This window comes from Methylotuvimicrobium buryatense, assembly GCF_005931095.1.
Lineage (GTDB): Bacteria > Pseudomonadota > Gammaproteobacteria > Methylococcales > Methylomonadaceae > Methylotuvimicrobium > Methylotuvimicrobium buryatense.
Genome location: NZ_CP035467.1, coordinates 1,647,414 through 1,668,113, shown reverse-complemented (window position 1 = coordinate 1,668,113; position 20,700 = coordinate 1,647,414). Strand labels below are relative to the sequence as shown.

23 protein-coding genes are annotated in these 20,700 nt (G+C 44.0%); 1 reads left to right on the top strand and 22 read right to left on the bottom strand.

All coding sequences use genetic code 11. From position 1 onward, the window contains the following. Window positions 1-8: 8 nt before the first annotated feature. The 18 genes from EQU24_RS07575 to EQU24_RS22315 form a co-directional block, all read right to left on the bottom strand. The gene (locus tag EQU24_RS07575; RefSeq protein WP_017840069.1) at window positions 9-293 is read right to left on the bottom strand and encodes a type II toxin-antitoxin system RelE/ParE family toxin; all 285 of its coding nucleotides are present in this window, start codon (window positions 291-293) and stop codon (window positions 9-11) included. Next, a complete protein-coding gene (locus EQU24_RS07570) occupies window positions 286-507 on the bottom strand; it encodes a TA system antitoxin ParD family protein (RefSeq protein ID WP_017840070.1) in 222 nt (73 codons plus the stop codon). The genes EQU24_RS07575 and EQU24_RS07570 overlap by 8 nt, the downstream gene beginning before the upstream one ends. 223 nt (window positions 508-730) lie before the next feature. Beyond that, on the bottom strand, window positions 731-991 hold the full coding sequence (locus tag EQU24_RS07565; RefSeq protein ID WP_017840071.1) for an AAA family ATPase: 261 nt from the start codon (window positions 989-991) through the stop codon (window positions 731-733). Window positions 992-1,334: 343 nt separating this feature from the next. Beyond that, on the bottom strand, window positions 1,335-1,625 hold the full coding sequence (locus tag EQU24_RS07555) for a Uma2 family endonuclease (protein WP_051056241.1): 291 nt from the start codon (window positions 1,623-1,625) through the stop codon (window positions 1,335-1,337). Between the two features lie 641 nt (window positions 1,626-2,266). Beyond that, window positions 2,267-2,476: a BrnA antitoxin family protein gene (locus EQU24_RS07550; RefSeq protein WP_026130102.1), complete on the bottom strand. Its 210-nt coding sequence runs from the start codon at window positions 2,474-2,476 to the stop codon at window positions 2,267-2,269. After that, entirely contained in the window at window positions 2,469-2,762 is a 294-nt protein-coding gene (locus EQU24_RS07545) for a BrnT family toxin (RefSeq protein ID WP_083877668.1), read from the bottom strand. The genes EQU24_RS07550 and EQU24_RS07545 overlap by 8 nt, the downstream gene beginning before the upstream one ends. A gap of 1,396 nt (window positions 2,763-4,158) precedes the next feature. Next, window positions 4,159-4,422 carry a type II toxin-antitoxin system RelE family toxin gene (locus EQU24_RS07535; protein WP_017840078.1) on the bottom strand — a complete coding sequence of 88 codons (264 nt, stop codon included), beginning with the start codon at window positions 4,420-4,422 and terminating at the stop codon, window positions 4,159-4,161. After that, the gene (locus EQU24_RS07530) at window positions 4,409-4,642 is read right to left on the bottom strand and encodes a hypothetical protein (RefSeq protein ID WP_014147379.1); all 234 of its coding nucleotides are present in this window, start codon (window positions 4,640-4,642) and stop codon (window positions 4,409-4,411) included. The genes EQU24_RS07535 and EQU24_RS07530 overlap by 14 nt, the downstream gene beginning before the upstream one ends. Window positions 4,643-4,941: 299 nt before the next feature. Continuing rightward, window positions 4,942-5,478 (bottom strand): hypothetical protein, encoded by a 537-nt coding sequence (locus EQU24_RS07525; RefSeq protein WP_138767121.1) that lies wholly within the window; start codon window positions 5,476-5,478, stop codon window positions 4,942-4,944. A 288-nt stretch (window positions 5,479-5,766) separates the two neighbouring features. Continuing rightward, complete coding sequence (locus tag EQU24_RS22320; protein WP_017840081.1) at window positions 5,767-5,919, bottom strand: hypothetical protein; 153 nt, start codon at window positions 5,917-5,919, stop codon at window positions 5,767-5,769. Between the two features lie 330 nt (window positions 5,920-6,249). After that, a complete protein-coding gene (gene brxL, locus EQU24_RS07520; protein ID WP_017840082.1) occupies window positions 6,250-7,653 on the bottom strand; it encodes a BREX system Lon protease-like protein BrxL in 1,404 nt (467 codons plus the stop codon). Beyond that, window positions 7,650-9,923, bottom strand: coding sequence for a PglZ domain-containing protein (locus tag EQU24_RS07515; protein ID WP_017840083.1), 2,274 nt, complete (start codon window positions 9,921-9,923; stop codon window positions 7,650-7,652). Before EQU24_RS07515 ends, brxL begins: the two co-directional genes overlap by 4 nt. A gap of 3 nt (window positions 9,924-9,926) precedes the next feature. Next, window positions 9,927-13,544 carry a hypothetical protein gene (locus EQU24_RS07510; RefSeq protein ID WP_017840084.1) on the bottom strand — a complete coding sequence of 1,206 codons (3,618 nt, stop codon included), beginning with the start codon at window positions 13,542-13,544 and terminating at the stop codon, window positions 9,927-9,929. Window positions 13,545-13,556: 12 nt separating this feature from the next. Then, window positions 13,557-14,033, bottom strand: coding sequence for a hypothetical protein (locus EQU24_RS07505; RefSeq protein ID WP_017840085.1), 477 nt, complete (start codon window positions 14,031-14,033; stop codon window positions 13,557-13,559). After that, window positions 14,030-14,380, bottom strand: coding sequence for a type II toxin-antitoxin system PemK/MazF family toxin (locus EQU24_RS07500; protein WP_040575299.1), 351 nt, complete (start codon window positions 14,378-14,380; stop codon window positions 14,030-14,032). Before EQU24_RS07500 ends, EQU24_RS07505 begins: the two co-directional genes overlap by 4 nt. Next, complete coding sequence (locus tag EQU24_RS07495) at window positions 14,353-14,562, bottom strand: hypothetical protein (RefSeq protein ID WP_017840087.1); 210 nt, start codon at window positions 14,560-14,562, stop codon at window positions 14,353-14,355. The genes EQU24_RS07500 and EQU24_RS07495 overlap by 28 nt, the downstream gene beginning before the upstream one ends. Before the next feature lie 20 nt (window positions 14,563-14,582). Further along, complete coding sequence (locus EQU24_RS07490; RefSeq protein WP_017840088.1) at window positions 14,583-15,938, bottom strand: DUF4007 family protein; 1,356 nt, start codon at window positions 15,936-15,938, stop codon at window positions 14,583-14,585. Between the two features lie 2 nt (window positions 15,939-15,940). Next, complete coding sequence (locus EQU24_RS22315) at window positions 15,941-16,087, bottom strand: hypothetical protein (protein WP_017840089.1); 147 nt, start codon at window positions 16,085-16,087, stop codon at window positions 15,941-15,943. Between the two features lie 84 nt (window positions 16,088-16,171). Here EQU24_RS22315 and tnpC point away from each other — a divergent pair, with 84 nt between their 5' ends. After that, on the top strand, window positions 16,172-17,752 hold the full coding sequence (gene tnpC / locus EQU24_RS07485; protein WP_040575330.1) for an IS66 family transposase: 1,581 nt from the start codon (window positions 16,172-16,174) through the stop codon (window positions 17,750-17,752). A 16-nt stretch (window positions 17,753-17,768) separates the two neighbouring features. On the opposite strand, the gene EQU24_RS07480 is transcribed toward tnpC, so the two are convergent. From EQU24_RS07480 to EQU24_RS07465, 4 genes are all read right to left on the bottom strand, one after another. Further along, entirely contained in the window at window positions 17,769-18,419 is a 651-nt protein-coding gene (locus tag EQU24_RS07480; protein WP_017840091.1) for a phosphoadenosine phosphosulfate reductase domain-containing protein, read from the bottom strand. A gap of 563 nt (window positions 18,420-18,982) precedes the next feature. Then, a complete protein-coding gene (locus EQU24_RS07475; RefSeq protein WP_017840093.1) occupies window positions 18,983-19,330 on the bottom strand; it encodes a hypothetical protein in 348 nt (115 codons plus the stop codon). A gap of 25 nt (window positions 19,331-19,355) precedes the next feature. Then, window positions 19,356-19,637 (bottom strand): nucleotidyltransferase domain-containing protein, encoded by a 282-nt coding sequence (locus EQU24_RS07470; RefSeq protein ID WP_201764848.1) that lies wholly within the window; start codon window positions 19,635-19,637, stop codon window positions 19,356-19,358. An 81-nt stretch (window positions 19,638-19,718) separates the two neighbouring features. Next, entirely contained in the window at window positions 19,719-20,645 is a 927-nt protein-coding gene (locus tag EQU24_RS07465) for a DUF4351 domain-containing protein (protein ID WP_017840094.1), read from the bottom strand. Window positions 20,646-20,700 lie beyond the last annotated feature (55 nt).

The following is a 20,700-nucleotide window of genomic DNA, read 5'->3' as shown; positions in this document are numbered from 1 at the left end:
GTTTATGATCATCGCTTAATGTCGCGATAGAAATTCTCGTGGGAGCCTAAGGCCATCAATTCAAGAACCAATGTGCCATCATCAAAACTGTATCCTAGCAGAGTCAGTTGCTTGTTCATTTTAAATTTGTATACCCTCAAAAACGCTAAATCTCCCTTTTTCTGCTCGCCCAAGTCAGGGTTGGCCATCAGCGCCTTGACGGCCGAATCGAGGTCGCTTTTTTGATTAGGATTAAGCTTTTTTACCGCCTTTTTGAATGTAGGTGTCTGAAATACCCTGGAAGCTTCAACCAAAATCGTAAGCCTCGAGCTTTCCGGCTTCCCGCTCTGCTTTTGCAATGATAGCCTGCCTCACAAACTCGTATGGCAAATCGGGATTGTCTTCCATCATCTCGCCGATTTTCGCCCAATGTTCAATCTGCTTCGGAGGGGTCCGGTTAAGCGCTTTAGCCATGATAGTGGCTTTTTCGATGAGGTCTTGATCTAAGCGTATGCTGCTGGTAGCCATTTGCAAACTCTCCAAAAGGTTTCCTGATTATTTGATAAAGGTCAAACGACCCGATGAACTGAATTAATGGGATCGGTAACGTTCCGGTTTTGCTAAAGCTCGTAAGTAATCGGGTAAAGTTTTCCCGATTGTAGCAATGTGCCACAATCGAGGCAAATCGCAACAAGCGCCGGAAAACTGAATTTTGATAGCCTTCTCTATCAATCAGAACTACCAATAGCCGCTACCCTTTGCTGAGGTACGGCACAACTAAAGCCTTCTCACCGGCAAAGAGCGATTTCAGCGTGCTAACAACGATTTGCCGAATCTTCTCAGCCGCGCCAGAAAAATAATATTTGCCCGAATCAATCAACTCAGCAATTAGGGCCGTTTTATCGAAATAATAATAATTGCCCTCGATCAGTTCCGAGAACGTTTGAATACCGATTGGCAGCTTTTTTATGGTATGGGTAAGGAGGTTTGAAATACGAGTACACTCAATCACTTGCCGCTTGCTTGCTTAAAAAATCAAGCATCTCTTCGTTATGCACCCGCGCGTAAATCGCCTCGACCGGCAAGTTAAAATCGATCGATTCAAAAGTAATTTCATCCCCCAAAAAGCAACCTGATTAGCAAGTTTCTTCAGCTAAAGCCCAAAAACCAGCATATCCCTGGCAGGACGAGGTTTGCAACCTCGTCCTAAACGTTTTGGCTTTGGCCGAAGTCAGCCGAATTGTTTAGGGCAAACCGAAACGTTGGGGACGGGTTAAATAACCCGTCCCGCAGAAGTGGCTACGACTGGCCACTGCTCGGACAGTTGACTTCGGCAAGCTGAAGCATCTTACTAATCAGGAAAAGTAATGCCTTGGCAGCCATGACTCATTCCGGCGAATAACTTGGATATCGACAAAATCCTGCTCGATCAACACATACTCTTGCAAGCTCGGAATATTGATGTAAGAAAGCAATTTAACCGTTTCATCCATCTTGCGTGTTGCCTTGGACAACACCTCGACAATGATAATCGGCGACTGCACATAATAAGGCTGCGATTCATCGAAATCGCAATCGACACTGACATCGGGATAAAAAAAGTTTGCCCCACTTTGACCTTCATATCCGACCCGAAAGGTTCGCAAGGCAAGCCCTCCAAATGATTGCCGAACTTTCTATAAACATTCCCAGCAATTCGCTCATGGTTTGCGCTGGGTGAATGTGACCTCGATACCCTTTATTGCTGCTTAACGTAACCGACTTCGAAATCGCGACGAAGGCGTCGCTCCCACAAGGGGCTGGATGCTCTGTGGGAGCGATCCCCAGATCGCGATCTCGGAGCCACTGATATCCAATATCCGCAGATTTATCAAACAACACCGTTTCCAGTTATACGATGACCTCTGTTTAGCAAGTTTACCGATATTTGTGTATGATATTTGTGTATAACGGTGAGCGCAGTGCATGGGAACGAGCGTTTTGTGGGGATACATCAGGGTCAGGTACCAGTTAAACGCAGGCCAATTCAGTATCATTTAGCTCGTACCTGACCCCAGTTATTAGCAATCAATCAGCTCGTGCTTTACATCGCCTATTAGCTCGCCTTGCAAGTAATCTTCTTCGGTAGTTAATTCTGTAACTTTCGGCTGTAACATGGCATATTTTTTTAGAATAGCGATTTTTTTCGTTTTTTAAAACATAATGGCCGGCTCTGCGGCAGGCAAAAATGAAGGCCGTTTTTTGGCCGGAGCTTTTGTCTGTCCGACAGAAGCCGATTGTTAACAGCTCACTGCCACTCAATCTTAAGATCCTTATGTGACTGGGCGCAGTCACGCAGATAGAGGTTGATAAGGCTCTGATACGGTAGGTCTTTTTCCTCCGCAAGATTCTTGAAGTACGCCACCGTATCTTCATCCAACCGGATCGTAACCTGCTTCTTGAGCTTCTTGGCGTATGGATTTTTAACGGAGTCGGAAAAGTCGTAATTATCACGCATGTCTGTACCCTTCATAAGTTTTTCGTTCTCGCCTATTCGCCTTACGGGCAGAGATAATTCGGATAACCTCACCATCTCTTATGCAGTGGCACACCACCAGCAAGCGAGAATGTATGCTAGTGCCGAGGAGAATGAACCGGTCCTCCTCTTCAGAATGGTCGGGGTCAGCTATAAGACGTGCGAACTCATCTGTAAAGGCAGTTTTGGCCTCCTGGAACGAGACGTCGTGCTTCTTGCGATTAGCGGCATCCTTACGAGGATCCCAGCCAAAAGAATAATGGCTCATCGTTACATTGTAGTTACATTATAATTATTATCAAGACGCCGAGTCGGATACTGTTAACGACAAGGGTAACTTGACGGCGAAAGCGTAGCTACGATAGGCGCGTAACTTTTGCCGGTCAAGTTGACCCGCTGGTTGGACAAAGCCGCTAACGCGGAGAAAAGAACCGTCGCTTGATTGACGATAAAATGTAACCACACGCCCTCATTACACGAGGGAACATTCCACGACGAATCATGCGGTTACATGGCTATGACAGCATCATCCACGTTCGATATCAAGCAAAACTATCAATCCCATCTCAAACATCTGAAACTCAAAGGGCTTCAGCCGAAGACGGTCGCAAATAACTAGGGTCAGGTACCAAATAAACGTAGGCCAATTCAGTATCATTTAGCTCGTACCTGACCCCAGTTATTAGCAATCAATCAGCTCGTGTTTTACATCGTTAATTAGCTCGCCTTGCAAGCAGTCTTCTTCGGTAATTAATTCTGTAACTTTCGGCTTTAACATGGCATATTTTTTTAGGATTCGATTTTTTTTTCGTTCATGGTCTGCGCTGTTAACGGCCATGGCCCCAACCCAGGTTATTTTAGGCCTAATACTACCTGTTTCTACCTAAATCACACCTTCATCAATTATCAAAACCAATCGTTCAGAAAGCGCATCGTATAGTTGACGTTTAATCATTACAGGAAGCCTCTCTATACGATTCAAAATGTCATCCATGCTCATCTGATCAATATGCGATATTAGCTTGCTCTCGATCAATTGCAGCGACTGCCGCTCTGATTCTTTCAGCTCAACGGGCGAAAGTATTCAGTCCCCCTCTTTGAAAAAGACGACTGTACGGATGCAGGAGGTAGGGCAACGCAGGAGCAGTTGCCGAGGGGCTAGGGGAGATTTTTTAAATAAATCCCCCTCAATCCCCCTTTTTCAAAGGGGGAGGCCAGTAATTACGCCTGAATTGCGGTAATTTGCCAACGGGGTCTGAATACTTACCAACGGGCGGGTTATTGATTGCTTTCAAAATTTTTCAGTCTCGAATTTCGTTAGAGCGTCTATATTTTCCAACGAAAAAAACTGCTGTTGCCAACTTTCGACCTTTGATCGCCTAAGCGCCTCGCTCAATTGAGCATATCGAGCTTGCACCGAATCCAAATGACACTCTACTTTCATTCGATCATCGTTTGATGATAACTAGGGGTTCATATTCTGACTCAGTTATTCCGGGATGCTTCCCTTTGTTTGCCCTGCAACCGCAATCCTTTATGTGCTTGTGTTTAATGACTTGATCTTTCAGGCTAGAAACGGTTTCGCTATTTTGATCCTACCTTTGATTTACTTGGGAACCCTAACTTGAGAATTTAGCATAAAATATAGACCTGACCCTGTTCGCTTAGCTGTCTTTGTAGACTTGGGAACGATGCCCAATTTTGACCACAACGACGACAATTTCGGCATCCTTGACCTCATAAATTATCCGATAAACGCCTTGCCGAGTGCGGTAACGCTCCTGACCGGACAATTTGATACAGCCTTCGCTCCTTGGGTTTACCGCCAAGGCATCTATTCGCTCCAGTATTTTCTTGACATCCTTTTTTGGAATAGCGTGAAGATCTTTGGTAATTGACTTCTTGAACTGAATTTCATAATTTGCCATGTAACTTTAAATCTTCCAGCAATTCCTCATAGCTCAGTGTTGGCTCTGCCGCCCGTTCTTCAAACGCACTCAGATCTTCTTGATCTTCGCGCAGGGCCATACGAACCGCCTCATTGACGAATTCAGAGACAGATTGATGCGTGTTTGCAGCCATAACCCGAAGGGCATGGTGAATCTCTGGCTCGAAGTAAACCGTGGATCTTTTTGATAATTCACTCATAAAAGGCACCTCTTTTTTGCCGATTATAGCACTTTAGCGCTATAGCGCCATAACGCTTCACAACTAACGCCGCTCATCACTCGCAAATTAACCCAGAGCGAAGCAGCGCGCATGGGGTCAAGTCTTTTAATTTGGTATCAAGTCTCGTTTATGCAAGCACATATTTGCAAAATTCAAGACCTGACCCCGTAGCTTGTAGCTTCCGCCCCGGACGTTTAAATTCCGGCGTAATGCCAGATATGCACCCACGCCTGAAACGTTGCGACGGGGTAAATACCTCGTCGCGCTTCGTTTTACTCTCATTGCTCCTTGTAGTCTTCATCATCCTGAAATTCTATTGTAATTCCTATACCTGACTCGGTGGATAATTTAACACTATATTCTCTTCCTAAATCAGCAATTTCATTACTAAATTCTTTGATCTTTTCCTCACAAGCTTCGTTATCAAATTGGGCTTCTAATTCACATAAAAAGTTATACGCTCCTTTGCTAGTCTTATTTAGTTTATTTTTAAAGGATTCATATTTCATGCGATCCATAGAGTTATCATATTTTATATCAGTAAGTTTCTCTTGTATATTTTTGAACAATTCTCCAAATTCTTGTTCTATATTCTTAAGCTCTAGTCCAGTTATATTAAATTCTTCAATATTTTCATCGTTGAGATTTTTTACAAAATTTAATATTAAATTTGAATAATAGAACTTTTCAACGCCATTCATAATATATTTAAAACCAAATCCTTTTGGTGAGTTTTTAGCTGTCTTTTTTCCAAGTTCAAAAATTTCTTTAAGCGCATTAATCATAGGGCTAGATTCGTTAGTTTTATTTGTCATTCTTGTAACCTTTAGAGGTGAATTGCAAATTGAAAAATCCGCTATTTGATATTTAAATCCCGTTTTGCGGAGACACGAAATTTATCTATTGCCGTATGTAGTGCATAAGATTCTCTATATGAAAGTATTCAGTCTCCCTCTTTGAAAAAGAGGGGCTAGGGGAGATTTTTTAAATAAATCCCCCTCAATCCCCCTTTTTCAAAGGGGGAGGCCAGTAATTACGCCTGAATTGCGGTAATTTGCCAACGGGGTCTGAATACTTACCAACGGGCGGGTTATTGATTGCTTTCAAAATTTTTCAGTCTCGAATTTCGTTAGAGCTTCTATATTTTCCAACGAAAAAAACTGCTGTTGCCAACTTTCGACCTTTGATCGCCCAAGCACCTCGCTCAATTGAGCATATCGAACTTGCACCGAACCCAAATGACGCTCTACTTTCATTCGATTATCGCTTGATAAATAACTAGGGTTTCATATTCTTACCCCAGTTATTCCGGGATGCTTCCCTTTGTTTGTCCTGCAACCGCAATCCTTTATGTGCTTGTATTTAATGACTTGATCTTTCAGGCTAGAAACGGTTTCGCAATTTTGATCCTACCTTTGATTTACTTGGGAACCCTAACTTGAGAATTTAGCATAAAATATAGACTTGACCCTGCTCGCGATATTTGCCCGTATCGATCAGCTCGGCAACCAAAGCCGTTTTATCGACATAATAATAATTGCCCTCGATCAGTTACGAGAACGTTTGTATACCGATTGGCGGCTTTTTCACACATAAACCTTCAATTCGGATGCAAACTCATGTGGATCTAACTCAGCCAATTGTGAGCGCACCCGTTGACGCAATTCTTTTGCCGGCGTTAAAACATACGCTTCATAATCAGAATGATCAGGATTTATCAACAGCAACTTCGATAACGCCGTCGCTAAACGGGTCACGGCTTTAACATCACGAATATCACTATCTTTACTAAAAATTGGGCACTGACCAAAAGGAAATTCAGTCGTGCTCACCGTGCGCAGTTGATGCAGATATTCACCAAATACATCGGCTTTCATGCCCAACCCTTGCGCGGCGTTTCCTGTCACAAAGCGTGGAATTTCCCATCCTGCAATAAACCCATGAAAACGGTCAAGCAACGCGCTTTCATGAAACATCTCCGGTAGATGCCTAATATAATCGGTTCGACGCGGTTTGCTTTCGTACAAATCAATATTCGCTAAAATCATCAAGCCGCAGTCACTGGTGATTTTGTCGCCACCAATCGTGTAATGTCCCGATTCCAAATAATCTTTAAATTTTGCCTGGATATCATCAGCGCCTTTAAAACTAATCGACTGCCCCTCATCTAAAACCAGCACATCGTTTTTCGCTAATAAGCCCACGACTTTGGTGTTTAAGTTCTTAAACAACTGCGCGGGCGTTAAACCACCGCCGCTGTTCAAATAAACATAACGGCTTAAATTCGAGAAAATAAACGATTTACCTGTGCCTTTAGGCGCAAGTTCCATCATGTTCAAATTGTTTTGCAACATCGGCAATAAGCGCAAAATTAAATTCGTTTGTTCGTTATCGCTGTATGTGCATGGTTCATAGCCCATTGCCCGCAAAATAAACGCGATCCATTCCTGCGTTGTAAATTGCTGCCGAGCTTTGATTAATTGCTGCAAATTCACCTTGCCCGACTGCATCGGATTAAATTCAATCAGCTCAATGACTTTTTTATCTTTGCCATCGTCACGCAAAATCAAACGTCCCGCCCCCCATTGCCCGCCTTCAAGCAAAGATTCGTTGTTGTCTAACACCTCATGCGTAACGCTAGCCTGCGTTTCATCCAAAGAGGGAATAGTCACCCGTTGTTTGTTATTTTTTATATCAATCTGTACTTCAAAACGGTCTAACAAAACAAGTGACTCACCGCGTTGCAATAGGCGTTTAAGTTTGTCTTTTTCGGTTTTTGTGGGCAAATGCTTACTCATGAAACCGGTAATCGCTTGATAAATTTCACTGTCCGTTTTTTCAGGTTCTTGAAAACGGGCAATAAGCCATTCTTCAACAAAACTAGGAATCGCCCTATTTTCACGAATTTTTAAACGCCGTACTAAAGCCTTATCAATCACCAATTCAGCAAAATTAGCACGGATTTTCTCGTCCAAATCTTCTTTATTCAAAACATTCCCTCAAAACTTTGTACGCCCCCATCTTTTTTTAATAAAGATGCCGGAAAATTAACATCAATAAACTTAATAAGCTGCTCGTTAGCCCCGGAATGATGATAAGAAATGACTAGCTCTATTCGAATAAGACCTTCTTGTCCATTACTGCAATTAAATCGTAACGCGACCTTCTGGCTCTTATTAACGCGCAAACTATCCACCGTTTCTGCCCCTGAAAAAACGCTGTCATTGATTTTTATGCAAATATCACTAGCGGTTACACTGGAAGTTAATACCAAATCAATTTGCCAATGCTTATCATCTATACGCCGCGCCTGATTATTTTCAAGGCTCACTTCAAGGTGCGTTTCAGGCAACTCAGGTGTTTTAGTGGTTAACGTAATAAACGGAATCAGCACTTCCTCAGGCGTTAAACCGCCGTGGGCGAGATGTCCGTCAGTCGTTAAACGCCAACGTTGTTTAGGAATAACATAGCGATCAATTTGCACAAAACTTGCCGGTATTTCGGTATTAGTTACTTTGCTTTTAAAACAGCGCTCTTTGATGTCGCCGAACGGTACACCCTCATAAAATGCTTGTGTTACTGTCATGCCATGGTCGGCGGTGATGAAAAACACAATATCGCGCCCTAACTGCTGCGCATCTTTAACTAACGTTTTAATTTTGCTTTTAATCCGATGACTAATGGGTTTCAAATCCCCACGATGCTTTTCAAAACTGACGCAATCATGCAGTCGCTCGTCCAGCTCATTTTCAAAAATGACGAACAATTTAGTCTGTGCGTCTAATATTTCATTTTTAGACTCGCGCCAACTGCGCCCTACTTTCAATGAATGAGGTTCGGGCAAAAATGCCTGATAGGTTTCCCGCAACGCCGTTTCTTGGTCGTTTGGCAATTGATTAGCGGGCTTTCCCGTTAGCACCGCCATTTTCCCGACTTCGGTTAAGGTCGGAAGTGGCGCAAATAAGGTTTCTGAAGCCAGCGCCAACTGTTCCTGTTGCGTTAGGGATTCCAGTTCAGCCAGCAATACGTCCCGATTTAATGCCGAAAGCGCATCAACCATAATCACCACAACGGCATAATCGGTGTTTAAAAATTTAGTTATTTGTTGGCTGCAATACAACCAATACGATTCAGAGCGCGAAATTCGTGCATTTTGTGTTAGCAGCCAGTCAGCAAAGCTGCCGTTAATGGTTTCATCAAGCGTCTGCTTATACGAAAACGCATGACGGCAATACTCAAAATAACCTTCGCTCCATGCCAAAACCTCTTCAACACTGGCCGAATTAGCAAGCAAAGGATACGAAGCTTGTTTTAATTTTTTAGCTAACAAGCTTGCTTCGGGGCTAGAAAAAGTGGCTACTTTTTGCGCCAATGCATCGCTGACAATCTCCGGATGGCTTTCAACTGAATCTGTTGTCTCTGTCCAAAGTTCAGGCCAATCGGCGATAAATAAATCGGCCAATGCTTCAGCCGGTATGTCATACGCTAAAACTTTACGTACTGCCGCATTCAACACTAACGAAAACGTTTCGACCAATGAATTAGCGCTTGTGTCATCCAAACAAAACAGCGGCAACCCCAACAATAGCGAGGGCAATGCTTGAGCAGGGAGAGCAATTTCTAACTGATGATAACTGGTAAAACGGCGCAAATAAGACAAATGCTGTTGATGGGCAAGTTTTTTTACAAATACGGATATGTCGCCACTCGCCACTAATTCCGCGATAAAGCACTGCGCAATTTCGTGTTCAATGTTTAAATCAAATTCGAGATGATCAACTAAGGTTTGTTTTATCGGTTCAGACTCAAGCAACAACAAAAACGCGACACCTTGATTTTTTAGCGCATCAGCAAACGCTTGAAAACTTTGCCCCGAAATTAAATCCGCACCGCAAAGGTATAATAAATTTCGTTCAAAGGCTTCAAAAGGTACTTTAATCGACGGATTTTTTAATAATCCTAACGCCACGCAAGTCTCATTCGTCAGCCAATCCGGCAACGTCAATTTAAATTTCTCAGCCACCAAAGCACGAGGAATTAACGTCTGTGTTTTCAAAACACCGTCCAAACCTTCCAGATGTTCAAACCGATGATACAGTGCTTGACTCGTTAAGCGTACCCGATGCAGCACAGGCGATTGCTCACGTAAATACTGATGAATTTGCCGTGTTACCGCTGCAATAGAAGGTTCAGAAGGCTCGACACACAGCGCATCATCAGCATCAACGCCAAAATAATCTAAAATGAGTTGCACGGGCATGAATTAAGCCTCGTAATCGCGCAACAACTCTACCAATGCCTGCTTTACCGTATCAGTGGGTAAATTTAACGCGCTAATGTGCTGACGTAATATCGCGACCACTTCGGTAGGATTTGCCTCCCCTTTTCTAGTTTCGTTAATCTGCGGTGGGTCAATCGGTGGAACTGGCTCAGGTGGCGACTGCGGCGGATGATAATCAACCAATGAATCCAATTGTCCAAGACACCTATGAATTTCCCGCTCTTCGCACTTTTCAACGGCTTGATTCAATAACGCCGAAGTCAAATCATCCGGGCTAACATGGTCACGCTCTAATAAATCACCTACTTTTTTAGCAAAATCACTGGCTCTTTCATGCGTTAAACGCAAAATCAAATTTTCCTTGTCTTGAACAATTTTAGTTAAAAATTCTTTCCAACTTTGGTTGATTTCATGGCGTTTGGCATCTTCGATGCGGGCAAAATCATCTAGCGCGATTTTTAAGGCGTGTCCGGTGTTTTCGGTACCGAACGCGTCTAAAAGTTTGTCGGCGATTTCTTGCTGTGTTTTGCCGACGGCATTAAAAATTTTCACCAACTCCTTGGTCGCTTGGTTCAATTGTGGCGATTGTTTGATGACATCAGGCTTGTGGACGATAAATTCACGCAGTTTAGCGACCGCTTGCCCCGCAAAATCCGCATCAGTTTGATCCGGCTCCCTTGTCAATTCGAAATATTCATTAACGGCTTGCAAAACCTTTAATTGTTTCGAGCTAAAATCATGCAAACGAATCGTAAGCTTGCTGTCGGCAACAAAGGCATTGTTCAAATTCACTGCAAAATCGGTTTCAGTGCCGCAACTTCCCCAGCGTAAGCGATTGACATCATGGCGAATGGCGACGGCGGCAAGAATAGCTATGTTACAAGCGGGAATGCCATAAGGCGGCGATACCAATTTTTTGCGCAAATCGACGACCGAATAAGTTTTTTCGCGTGTGCGCGTCAACGTGTCGAACAAAAGCATCAACACATCTTTGATGCCCCCCTCGGTTTCATCAACTCGCTTAATGTCCCAGCGCTTAGGCTCGCGCTGGATGAACAAATTATTCGCGCCCAACACGCCATCGATCAACGCCGATGTTTCGCTGGTATCATTACGTTCGCCCAGCAAATCAGTTTGATAACTGAGATTGCTATCAAACTCTAAAATGCGTTCAACGATTTTTTGAGATTTCGACTTACCCGTGTAGCTTTCATTATTCAGGCCATTCATATTCATGGCGCGAATAGGAATTTCATTAAGGTATTCGGCTTGAATTTTTTCGGCCAACACTCCTTTAAATTCATACCAGCTTTTGCAATCAATCGCCTGAGTCGCGCCCGCTTGCAAAATCTCACTTCTTCCGCTGGTCAAGCCTTCACGGCCATAAAAAATGTGCAGAAGTCGCTGTAAATCCGTGCGGGATTTTTCCCACTTTGCCGTAAGTTGACGGCGTAAATCATCGGTTGCCGTTTTTTCCTTCAGCAATAATTCAATCGCCAGATAACGACATAATAAGCCGCTAAATTTTAATTCCTTGCCTTCATAACTAACCGACTCAGAACGAATACCGCTAGTTGGCAACCAAAAATAAAGATTAGCGCGAGCCGTTTCTTGAATCCTAGCTTTAACTTGCACGATCTCTTCCGCGTCCTTCGCTAATACCAAATAAACGTGTCCGCTGATAAGCGGGTTAGTCAATTTTAAAGTGTTTGGAAACGGCGGCGTAAGCAAACTGACCTGAAAGGAACGAACAATGCCGCAAAGCGATGGCTCTAAATCGTGCTCTCCTAAAATGGGCAACAAATCCGCTTTCATTTCAGGATGGTCATTTAGCAAGGTTTCCAGGCTGCGGCCCGCAAAATAATTTAATTTTTCTCCGATTAATTTTTCAACATTTATCCCCGTATCCCCCAGCAATGTCCATTGTTGGGTCGCGTCATTTTTCCAAATCAATGCGGCAGCTTTTAGCCAATTCAAATCGGTATTTAATGTCGATGCGGCTAATGAATTCGGTTCTGTATCGTACAAGGCACAGGCTAAAAAAGCTTCATTGGTTTGAAAGTTTTCACCCAAAAATTCACTGAGTAACAGCAATTTTAAAATGTCGTGCTTACCTTGCGATTCGTTAACCGGGATTTTACCCGCAGCGCGTTTATAACGTTCCCATTCGTGGCCGTTATATTTTTTGATGGCCTCGCTGTAGTAATCGACCAGTTCCGGCAGGCGAATCAACTCATCGGTAAAAAGCCCATTTTCGCTTATTGCACGCGCGTTAATCGCGTTTTTGTTATCCCGAAAAAAAGTCAAGGCGGTACGAGTCGCTTGCGCCATAGCTGATAAACCAAACAAGCCAGCGGCCATGACGGGATGCAACGGATAAGTTTCGTTGCTAACTTCATGCAAATGTTGTCCCAAAGTTTTAAACAACGGCAACGCACTACAAACGCTAATCAGTTTTTCTTGATTAGCTTTAGATTGCGCGAATTGTTGTTGACCGAATTCCGTCCATGATTTTTGCATGCCCAACAAGTGATAGCCTTCACTCTCAGCTACCGAAAGTTCGATTTTAAATGCTTTAAAACGCCCGAAAATAGCTTCTAAACGGTTTTTTATCGTCGCGTCGCAATTCATCCGCTGCCCGTATTCGGTAAAAGAAACATGCGTTAAACCGATAAACAGCGTATGCCCCTGAACAGGACTACAAGCGGATTCGACAAAATGTTGCAAGTCAAAAATCTCTGCAACCGCATTACGATAGGGATTACTGATTAACTCCTCCAATGCCAAACCGAATTCATCCCATAGCACCAAAATGCCACCGAATGAATATTTTTCGGCTAAGTTTTTACCCGCCTCGACATAAGCCTTAATAAAATTACTACCGCCTTCACTAGCCGGATTAAACGCTTGTCCGTGACAAACCGCTTGATGCCAACGTTTAAATAATTCCAACGCCATCGGCTGATGGTTTTTTAAATCATCGCACATATCCTCGGTCGTCAGATAATGTTCGGCCAACTGCCATTGAGATAAATCGGCTTTTACAAATTCGGGCGATTGGCTGCACATGGTTTCAAACCGTTTTAGGCACACATCATATTCGGTAGTGGGCAAAATATCGGCGGAATTTATGCTCGGATGGCGTTTGATAGCGTCATAAAGCCCCTCCATGAGCTTATCGCCAAGTGCGGGGGTTTCTGAACCGTATAAAGAAACCAATAAATAAGGTTTTGCATTCTTATCGTCGGCGGCTAGAAACGTGTTATTCAGATTATCAGCAAGCGCGGGCTCGCCAAAATTGCGTAACCGATCAAAAAAATGTTGAAAAGCGCTATCGCCCGAACCGTCGCGCAATAATTGAGCAATGAGCACCGACAAATGGCTCTTTCCAGAACCATAACTGCCGTGGATATTGAGTGCGCGTTGTTCTTGGGTAGCATGTGGCAGAAAAGCCTCGCACAGTTGTTTTAAAACCGCTACCGCCGCTTTAGTGGGCGCAAAACTTTCAACTAAATGGTGATCGCTTAAACTGCGTTGAACGACAATCGCAGCGTCATTTGAATGGGCATTGATGGTAATAATTTCATTTAAGCAAGTCATGAAAAATCCGTGTTAACAAAGTGCTGTTTTTGTTGAAACCCAAGAGGTGACAGGTATAGCATCTAATGCGTGTGGGCTAAAATAATGTTGGTTAATTTTGGCAAAGCTATCGCCCTCGGCAAAAACCACAATAACAGGATGGCCACCGTGCCGTGTGCTTAACGCAGACCAAAAAGCCTGTTTATCCAAAATGTCCCAGCGGGAAAGCCAGTAATCCGGTTGACTAATAATCAAACCGGTATGCGGCGCATCGAAGGCTTGGGCGATAAAATATTGGCGCGGACACGGTAAACTCGGCGCAACGCTAATATCGGGTTTCTCACCATTCCAAACCGTATAATGAGGCAATTGCATTTGTAAGATATGAGTGACTTGCTCAAGCACCGCAAAATTTTTGCTGGAAAATGCCAAATGCCGATAACGCACTATTGGCGCATGATAGTGGGTGATCACGGTTTTAATTTGAGCTTCTAAAAGTGCTTTGTTCATAGCGAGGTATCGTTGGTGTTTTGCAGCAATGAAATAACCGCACTTTTAATTTCATTTAACTTTTCTTCGCCCAGTTTGCCGACAATGCCGGAAAATAAACTTTCATGTGCCGTGAATAATTTACCTACCCTCGCATAACTTACACAGTGCAGGCTACCGTCGATAAAATTGTCATTGTTTATTTCAATAGCCCGAATGTCCGTATAAGCTCTGCTGGTAATTTGGCACGCAACCCAATCGCCCCGTTCAGCATTGGCTAATAACAAAGCGGGACGTGATTTATTTTGCGTTAAATCTGAAAAAGGAAACGGCAACACCACTACTTGACCGGTTGTAAGTGCGCCCATGCTTCATCCTCCTCTGGTTTCAGCCAATCTTCCGATAAGGCTTGCTCCGATAAAAGCGCCGATTCATAATTTATCGGCTCTAACAGGGTTAACAATGCATAGCCAACGGGGAGTTTTTCTGACGATTTCAAAGGAAAAACATGACCGTCATCATCTATCCTAACTTCAATTGTTTGTAACATGCCAGCCTCCTTTGTGCATTTTAAAGCCAAGTATCGTTGCCGTATTGTAATAGCGGCAATAGGGTTATTTTCGGGTCGCAGCGTTCGGTAAACGACACCGAATCTAAGTTCACCGCCTCGGTAAAACTAAAGTAATCTTTCCAAGTGTTGGTTTGGTTCATGCGACGCAAATGTTGTCTTAGTTCTTCAGGCGAGCAGCACAAGAAATGCGCAAACCCCGCTTTAATAATTTCCGAGAAATCGACAGTAGAGCGACTTTTAAAACTGTGAAATTTCAACATGGCGAGAGCATGGATGATGATTTCATCGGTGAGTTTAGGTGAGCCTAAACGAACCTGTATCTGTTTGTCGTCTTCGTGGTTTTTGCGGATTTCAATCAGACCTAAATCCGCGAGCGGGCGGTCGTTTTGGAACATGCCTCGAACACCTTGCAAATTAGAGTCGAGACTTCCTTTTGCGGCATCTTCAATAACTAAATTTATTCTGTTTTTTAAAGAATCCCATTTGAGCCAATCTTTAGAAAGGTTATCCAAGCTTTGGAAAAATGCGGCATAAGGTTCGTTTCTTTCAGAAAAACAAATTGATATATGAATTGCCCACCATGTTGATGATTTGTTTAATACTGGGTCATTACTATAGATGCTGCGAGCAAAATCGGTTAACTCATACTCGCCCGCTTTTATTTTATTGATTAGCTGCGAAGCTTGCATCCAACCTTGAATGCCTTTTACAACGCCTGAGCCTGCAATTAGAGCTTTTTGCGTTTCCCTAAAATTATTTTTAGAAAAAAGATTTCGGTTTTTTCTAACAAGGTCAATAGTTTTACTTGTCCAGAATCTCGATAAAGAGAAAGTTTGATTTCCTATTAATGCCATTGGTGATTTCCTATATTCAAATAAACATTGTTTTTCAGTTATGTTTAATAAGGCAAATACTTTGTCATGTAACTTAGGGTCGATATAGGTTTCCAAAATATAGTTGAAGACTGACCTTAAAATTTCCTTATCTTGATTGAAAGCGTTATATACCTCTTCAATAAAACCGCCTGTTACATTATTATCAAGCAATTCTTTTTTGTATAAATGCCCAACACTTGTGCGCTTTAAAATTTTGCTGCCAGTGACTTCCCAAATACCGTCATTTTCTAATTTGCCGAATGGGTAATGAGCGTTTTCGCTTTTACCTTGAATATCAAGTTTCAAAAAAATATCTTGAAATGCGTTATCAATTCCCTGAAAACCAAGTAATCTGTCTTTGCCATGAAAACATTGAGCCAGAGCGTAAAGCAATAAAATAGGTTTATGCAAACTGATTTGATCGTTTTCTTTATAAACTCTGATTGATTTGAATGTATTTAAGATTTCTTGGTTATTCATATTTACAACATACAGATTAAACAACCTTCGTCATCGTCATCATCATCGCTTGAAAGAGTTTGCATTAAACCTTTAGATTTTTTTTCTTTACTTGAACTTAAAAAAAACTTTGCTTTGATTTCATTTTTTCGCGCTAATAACTCATCCAATGATTCGCCTTGTGACCGTAATCGTTTAGCCCCCCATCACTAAAAAAGTAGCATCTCCCGTTAAAACATGAAAAGCTATAGGACATGACGTTGAGCGACCGAGACCTTAGCCAAATGGACACGGACTATCTGGATGATTTGCCGGAGGGTGAGTTGCGTCCATTGAGTAAGCAACTGTTGGCGGATCTCAAAGAAGCCCGAGAACGACTCAAACAATCCCCGGATACGAGTTCGCGTCCGCCGTCATCCCGGGAGCCTTGGCAATCGAATCAATCCAGCGCCGAACCGTCGGAAGAAGCGCCGGCAACGGACGACTTGTCGGCACTGGATTCGTCTGAGTCTTCGTCAGATGACTTACCTAGCCAGGACTCGGCAACACCTCCGGCGGCGACCGGTGATAGCGGAAAGCCTAAAAAAGCCGGGCGCCAAGTCGGTAGCCCAGGCTATAGCCGCAACCTGACCTTACCGGTGACACGGACAATTGAGCATCGCCCGGATTGCTGCGCCGCGTGTAGGCAATCGTTTGCCGACAACACCGACTACCGACCCTGGAACGCCCGGTTCGAACTGGAGCTTGAAATCGGCAACGCCGAATCGCCGAAATTACAAATCGAACATAGCCGACATGACTACTTCTCGGCGACCTGTCCCTGCGGTCATCAAACCCGCGCCGAGCCCGGGCGAGGCGCCGACGAAGATGGCTGGAGCGTAGCCCTGAGCGAATGGCATCTGTGCGGCCCTCGGTTGGTTAGCTTTTTGGTTTATCTCTCATTGTCCCTACGGGCATCGCGCAGCAGAATCCAAGCCTATTTGCGCGATTGGCTGGGAATCTACCTCAGCACCAGCACCATCAATCAATGCATTCATGAAGCGGGACGTGCCGTTGCGCCGGTCGTCGACGAGCAGTTGATCGCGGAACTCAAGGCCGCCGGCCTCTTACATATCGATGAAACACCCTGGAAAGAAGCCGGGCAGTTATTTTGGCTCTGGGTCTTTGTCAGCGCACAGACGGTGATTTATCAAGTGGGCAAACGCCATCGTCTCGTCGTGAACCAGCTCTTAGGGGAAGCGTTTTGCGGCTTACTGATGACCGACGGCTACAGCGTCTATCGCATCTTTCCTAGGCGCTTGCGCTGTTGGGCGCACTTGGTGCGCAAGGCCCGAGCACTGTATCAGTGCCTGGATAGCGAAGGACAAGCTTTCGGCGAAGCCTTGTTATTGGCCATGATCCTGTTGATGCGCAACATCCACCGACTCCGCGAATCGCCGCCGGATGCCGAATCCTTATGGGCGCAGAATCAACAGTTGCTGACCTTGCTGCGCTCGCTCTGCGAGACGCACCGAGACATCGCGCATGTTGACAGCCGACAATTAGCCGGCGAATTTCTCAACGATTGGGAGGCCATCGTGCGCGTGGTCGAAACGCCGGCGCATCCATTGACCAACAACGTGGCGGAACGCAGTTTGCGGCACTGGGTATTGCTGCGCAAAATCACCTTCGGTTCGCGGACGGCACAAGGCAGTCGCGTGGTTGCCTTGCTGGCGAGCGTGATTGATACCGCGCGTTTGAGAGACCTGAATCCTTGGGAGTTTATTGCTCAAACACTGGCCGAACGCCGTAAAAACCAACCCGTCCCTCGTTTGCCTATGCCGGTTTTGGCGTGATAGGAACAGGGGGGGGCTAAACGATTACTTGTGACCAGGTATATCTTTTTCCCGATTTCTCATCGTACTTTTCATATTTTTTAGCATCTTCAAATAAGTCAGGATGGTTTTCGTATAATCCTATCCATTCTATTTTTCGCTGATAAAAACAAAAATGACAACCTGATCGGCTACGCCATTCATAATATTTAGGTAGTCCTAAACCAGAATCTTCAAGTAACTTAATAATATCGCTTTTTACTAAACCATCTTCCTTGAATGGAAATACTGCTTTGATATTTGGTTTTGAAGAAATATAACCTTCCCTTTGCGGTTCGTCTGCTCTAATACCTACATAACTAATAACCTCATCATCACCAACAAATTCTTCGAAAGGTTTGAGTTTTAAATTGATAGTACACCACCTCTGCTGCGCAGATGGTAAAAAGTTATTATGTAACTTAAGGTAATAATCAAACTGCCTGCCACCATTTAACCTTACGATTTCCTTTCCTAAATAATCTTCCATTAAATCAACAAACTCTAAAGTCTCGGGAAGCTCTGCGCCTGTATCGGTAAAGTAATACTCCATCTCCGGTACCTTATCACGCATATAAATCGCAAGCGCCGCGCTATCCTTGCCGCCGGATAAGCCTAATAAATGCCTGACTGGTTTTTGATCGCTCATGATTACATCTTCCTAACATTAAATATTTATAATTGGCGTCAATCTTGATTGCTAATCATACATCAATAACTAGGCTTCAAGTTCTGTTTTTCGCTGTTTTCTAAACGCCGATTTGGAAACCTCTTCACGCAAGCCCTTGCTTGCCGGTTCGTGAAGCTGGAGCTTCTCATACTGCATTCCCAAGCAAAGAGCTTTGGAATGAGTGAAGACGTAAGTATTCAGACCCCGTTGGCAAATTACCGCAATCCAGGCGTATTGTTGGCCTCCCCTTTGAAAAAGGGGATTGAGGGGGCTTTATTTAAAAAATCTCCCCTAGCCCCTCTTTTTCAAAGAGGGGGACTGAATACTTACGTGAAGACTAATCCAATATTCAGTATTAACTATTGTCGATGGGTAATTGTATTTTGATAGCCTTCTCTATCAATTATTGCTTCGAATAACCGCTACGCTTTATTGAGGTACGGCGCAACAAATACTTTCACGCTTTCGAGAACCTCAAGCAGCCGTTGCGCTAATTCGAATGCCTTATTCAATGTTATCGCTTGCAACTCGGGATCCTCCGGTTAGTCTTGCGAAAAAGAGTTTCTGACTTCTCGCATAAGCAGCCAATCGTCCGCCGAATCGATTACACCGATTTTTTCCAAGTGATAGAGCTTATCGATGAATGCTTTTAATTCGCCGGGCTCTTTAGTCAATTCCAATACTGCCGGAAATAACTGCGCCCCCATCAGATCTTGTAGCTTTGAAAAACGCGTCGAAAACTGATCAAGTATTGCAAGTTCTACATTGCTTAATCGCGATAACGCATCTGCTGCAAATGGCGAATGCGGCTGTAATTCTGTCATAGCCCAACGGAGCCGTTCGGCATGACGGTCACATATTTTCAATACGCCTTCGATTTGCTCTTTCATTGCAATCGCACCCCAGTCTGTTTAGCTATCCGATAGATCGGCAAATCGACTGACGTAGCGGCTCTGTGCAAAACGATATCGATTTTTTGATCGCCGATTTTTTTTTGTGGAGTTCGCGTAAAAACTGTAATTTGGCCGTTATCAATTCCTCGGCATTTTGTGTTGGTGTTTCGATATACAAATCAATATCGCCGCCTTTGCGTGTATCGTCAACTCTCGATCCGAATAACCAAACCTGCACTTCCTTGCCGAAGTAGCGTAACGCACTTTCACAGATGGCTTGCTTTTGCATGGGGCTTAGACGCATGATTCGTCCACGTTTCTGATTGGGCACATCTGCCTGATTTGCCGCGGCATTGGGATTGCCATGCGCCCAGAAGGCAGCATCTCACCCGCCGTGCTCATCCAGCCATGTTTGTAGATCGCTCAATTCTCTGAAATCCAACAACGCATCGGCCAAGTCTTCCAGAGCTTCGAGTGAGAGTGCGGGTAATCTTGACAGCAGTTGTTCGAGCGTTGGTTGTAGCCCGAGTTTTCGGCGCAATTGACGGTTTATTAGCGCCATGCATTCGCTTTTACGACCTTCTTCGCGACCTTCTTCGCGGCCTTCTTCGCGACCTTCTTGTCTCAGTAATTGTGCTATACCCATGGTTTCACCTGCTTCTGATAGATAACGCTCACAATAGTTTTGTGTTTCTTGCTCGGTAAGATCCGCATAGTAATCAATAAATTCCACATATTTCAATTGCTTTTCCGGATTGCGTTCCAACGTCGCCAAGCCTATTTGCGCATCGGAATAGATGTCCAGTTTGTCCTCCGGCGCATACTGCATATTCGGCAGATTCAGCCGAGCCACGATGTTATCGCTCTGACGATAGTGTTCCGCCGGCAGGCGCTTTAGTTCGCACGCTAAATAAAGAAACTGCAAATAGCAGTATCGTTCACCGCCCAATTTCAATTCCTGTGGACGTCTGCCTTCGTTCAGAAATATGACAACCGGGACAATTCGATCGGTATCCATCAGTTCTGACAAATCCAAACAATAATGCGCCAGTCGGTGTATCGAAAAACGGCGCTGTTCGGTTTCTTCTTCGAGCACGAATAAAATTGCTTCTTTTCTGCCATCCGGCCATTCCACCAACAATGGCACGTCCAATTCACGAAAGCGGTCTCCTAGGCGATTTTTCAACTGTTCTTGACGAATTGGAATGATACGCGCTTGTGCGAAGTCAGCTGTCGCTTCTTCAGCCGCGAAAAACTCCAGCGCTTGAAGCGGATAATCTAAAATCAGGTTTTTGAAGTTTTGATCATGCATGAAAATTCATTACCTTTATTTCTTTCAATTAACACGAGTAACGGCTATATCAATT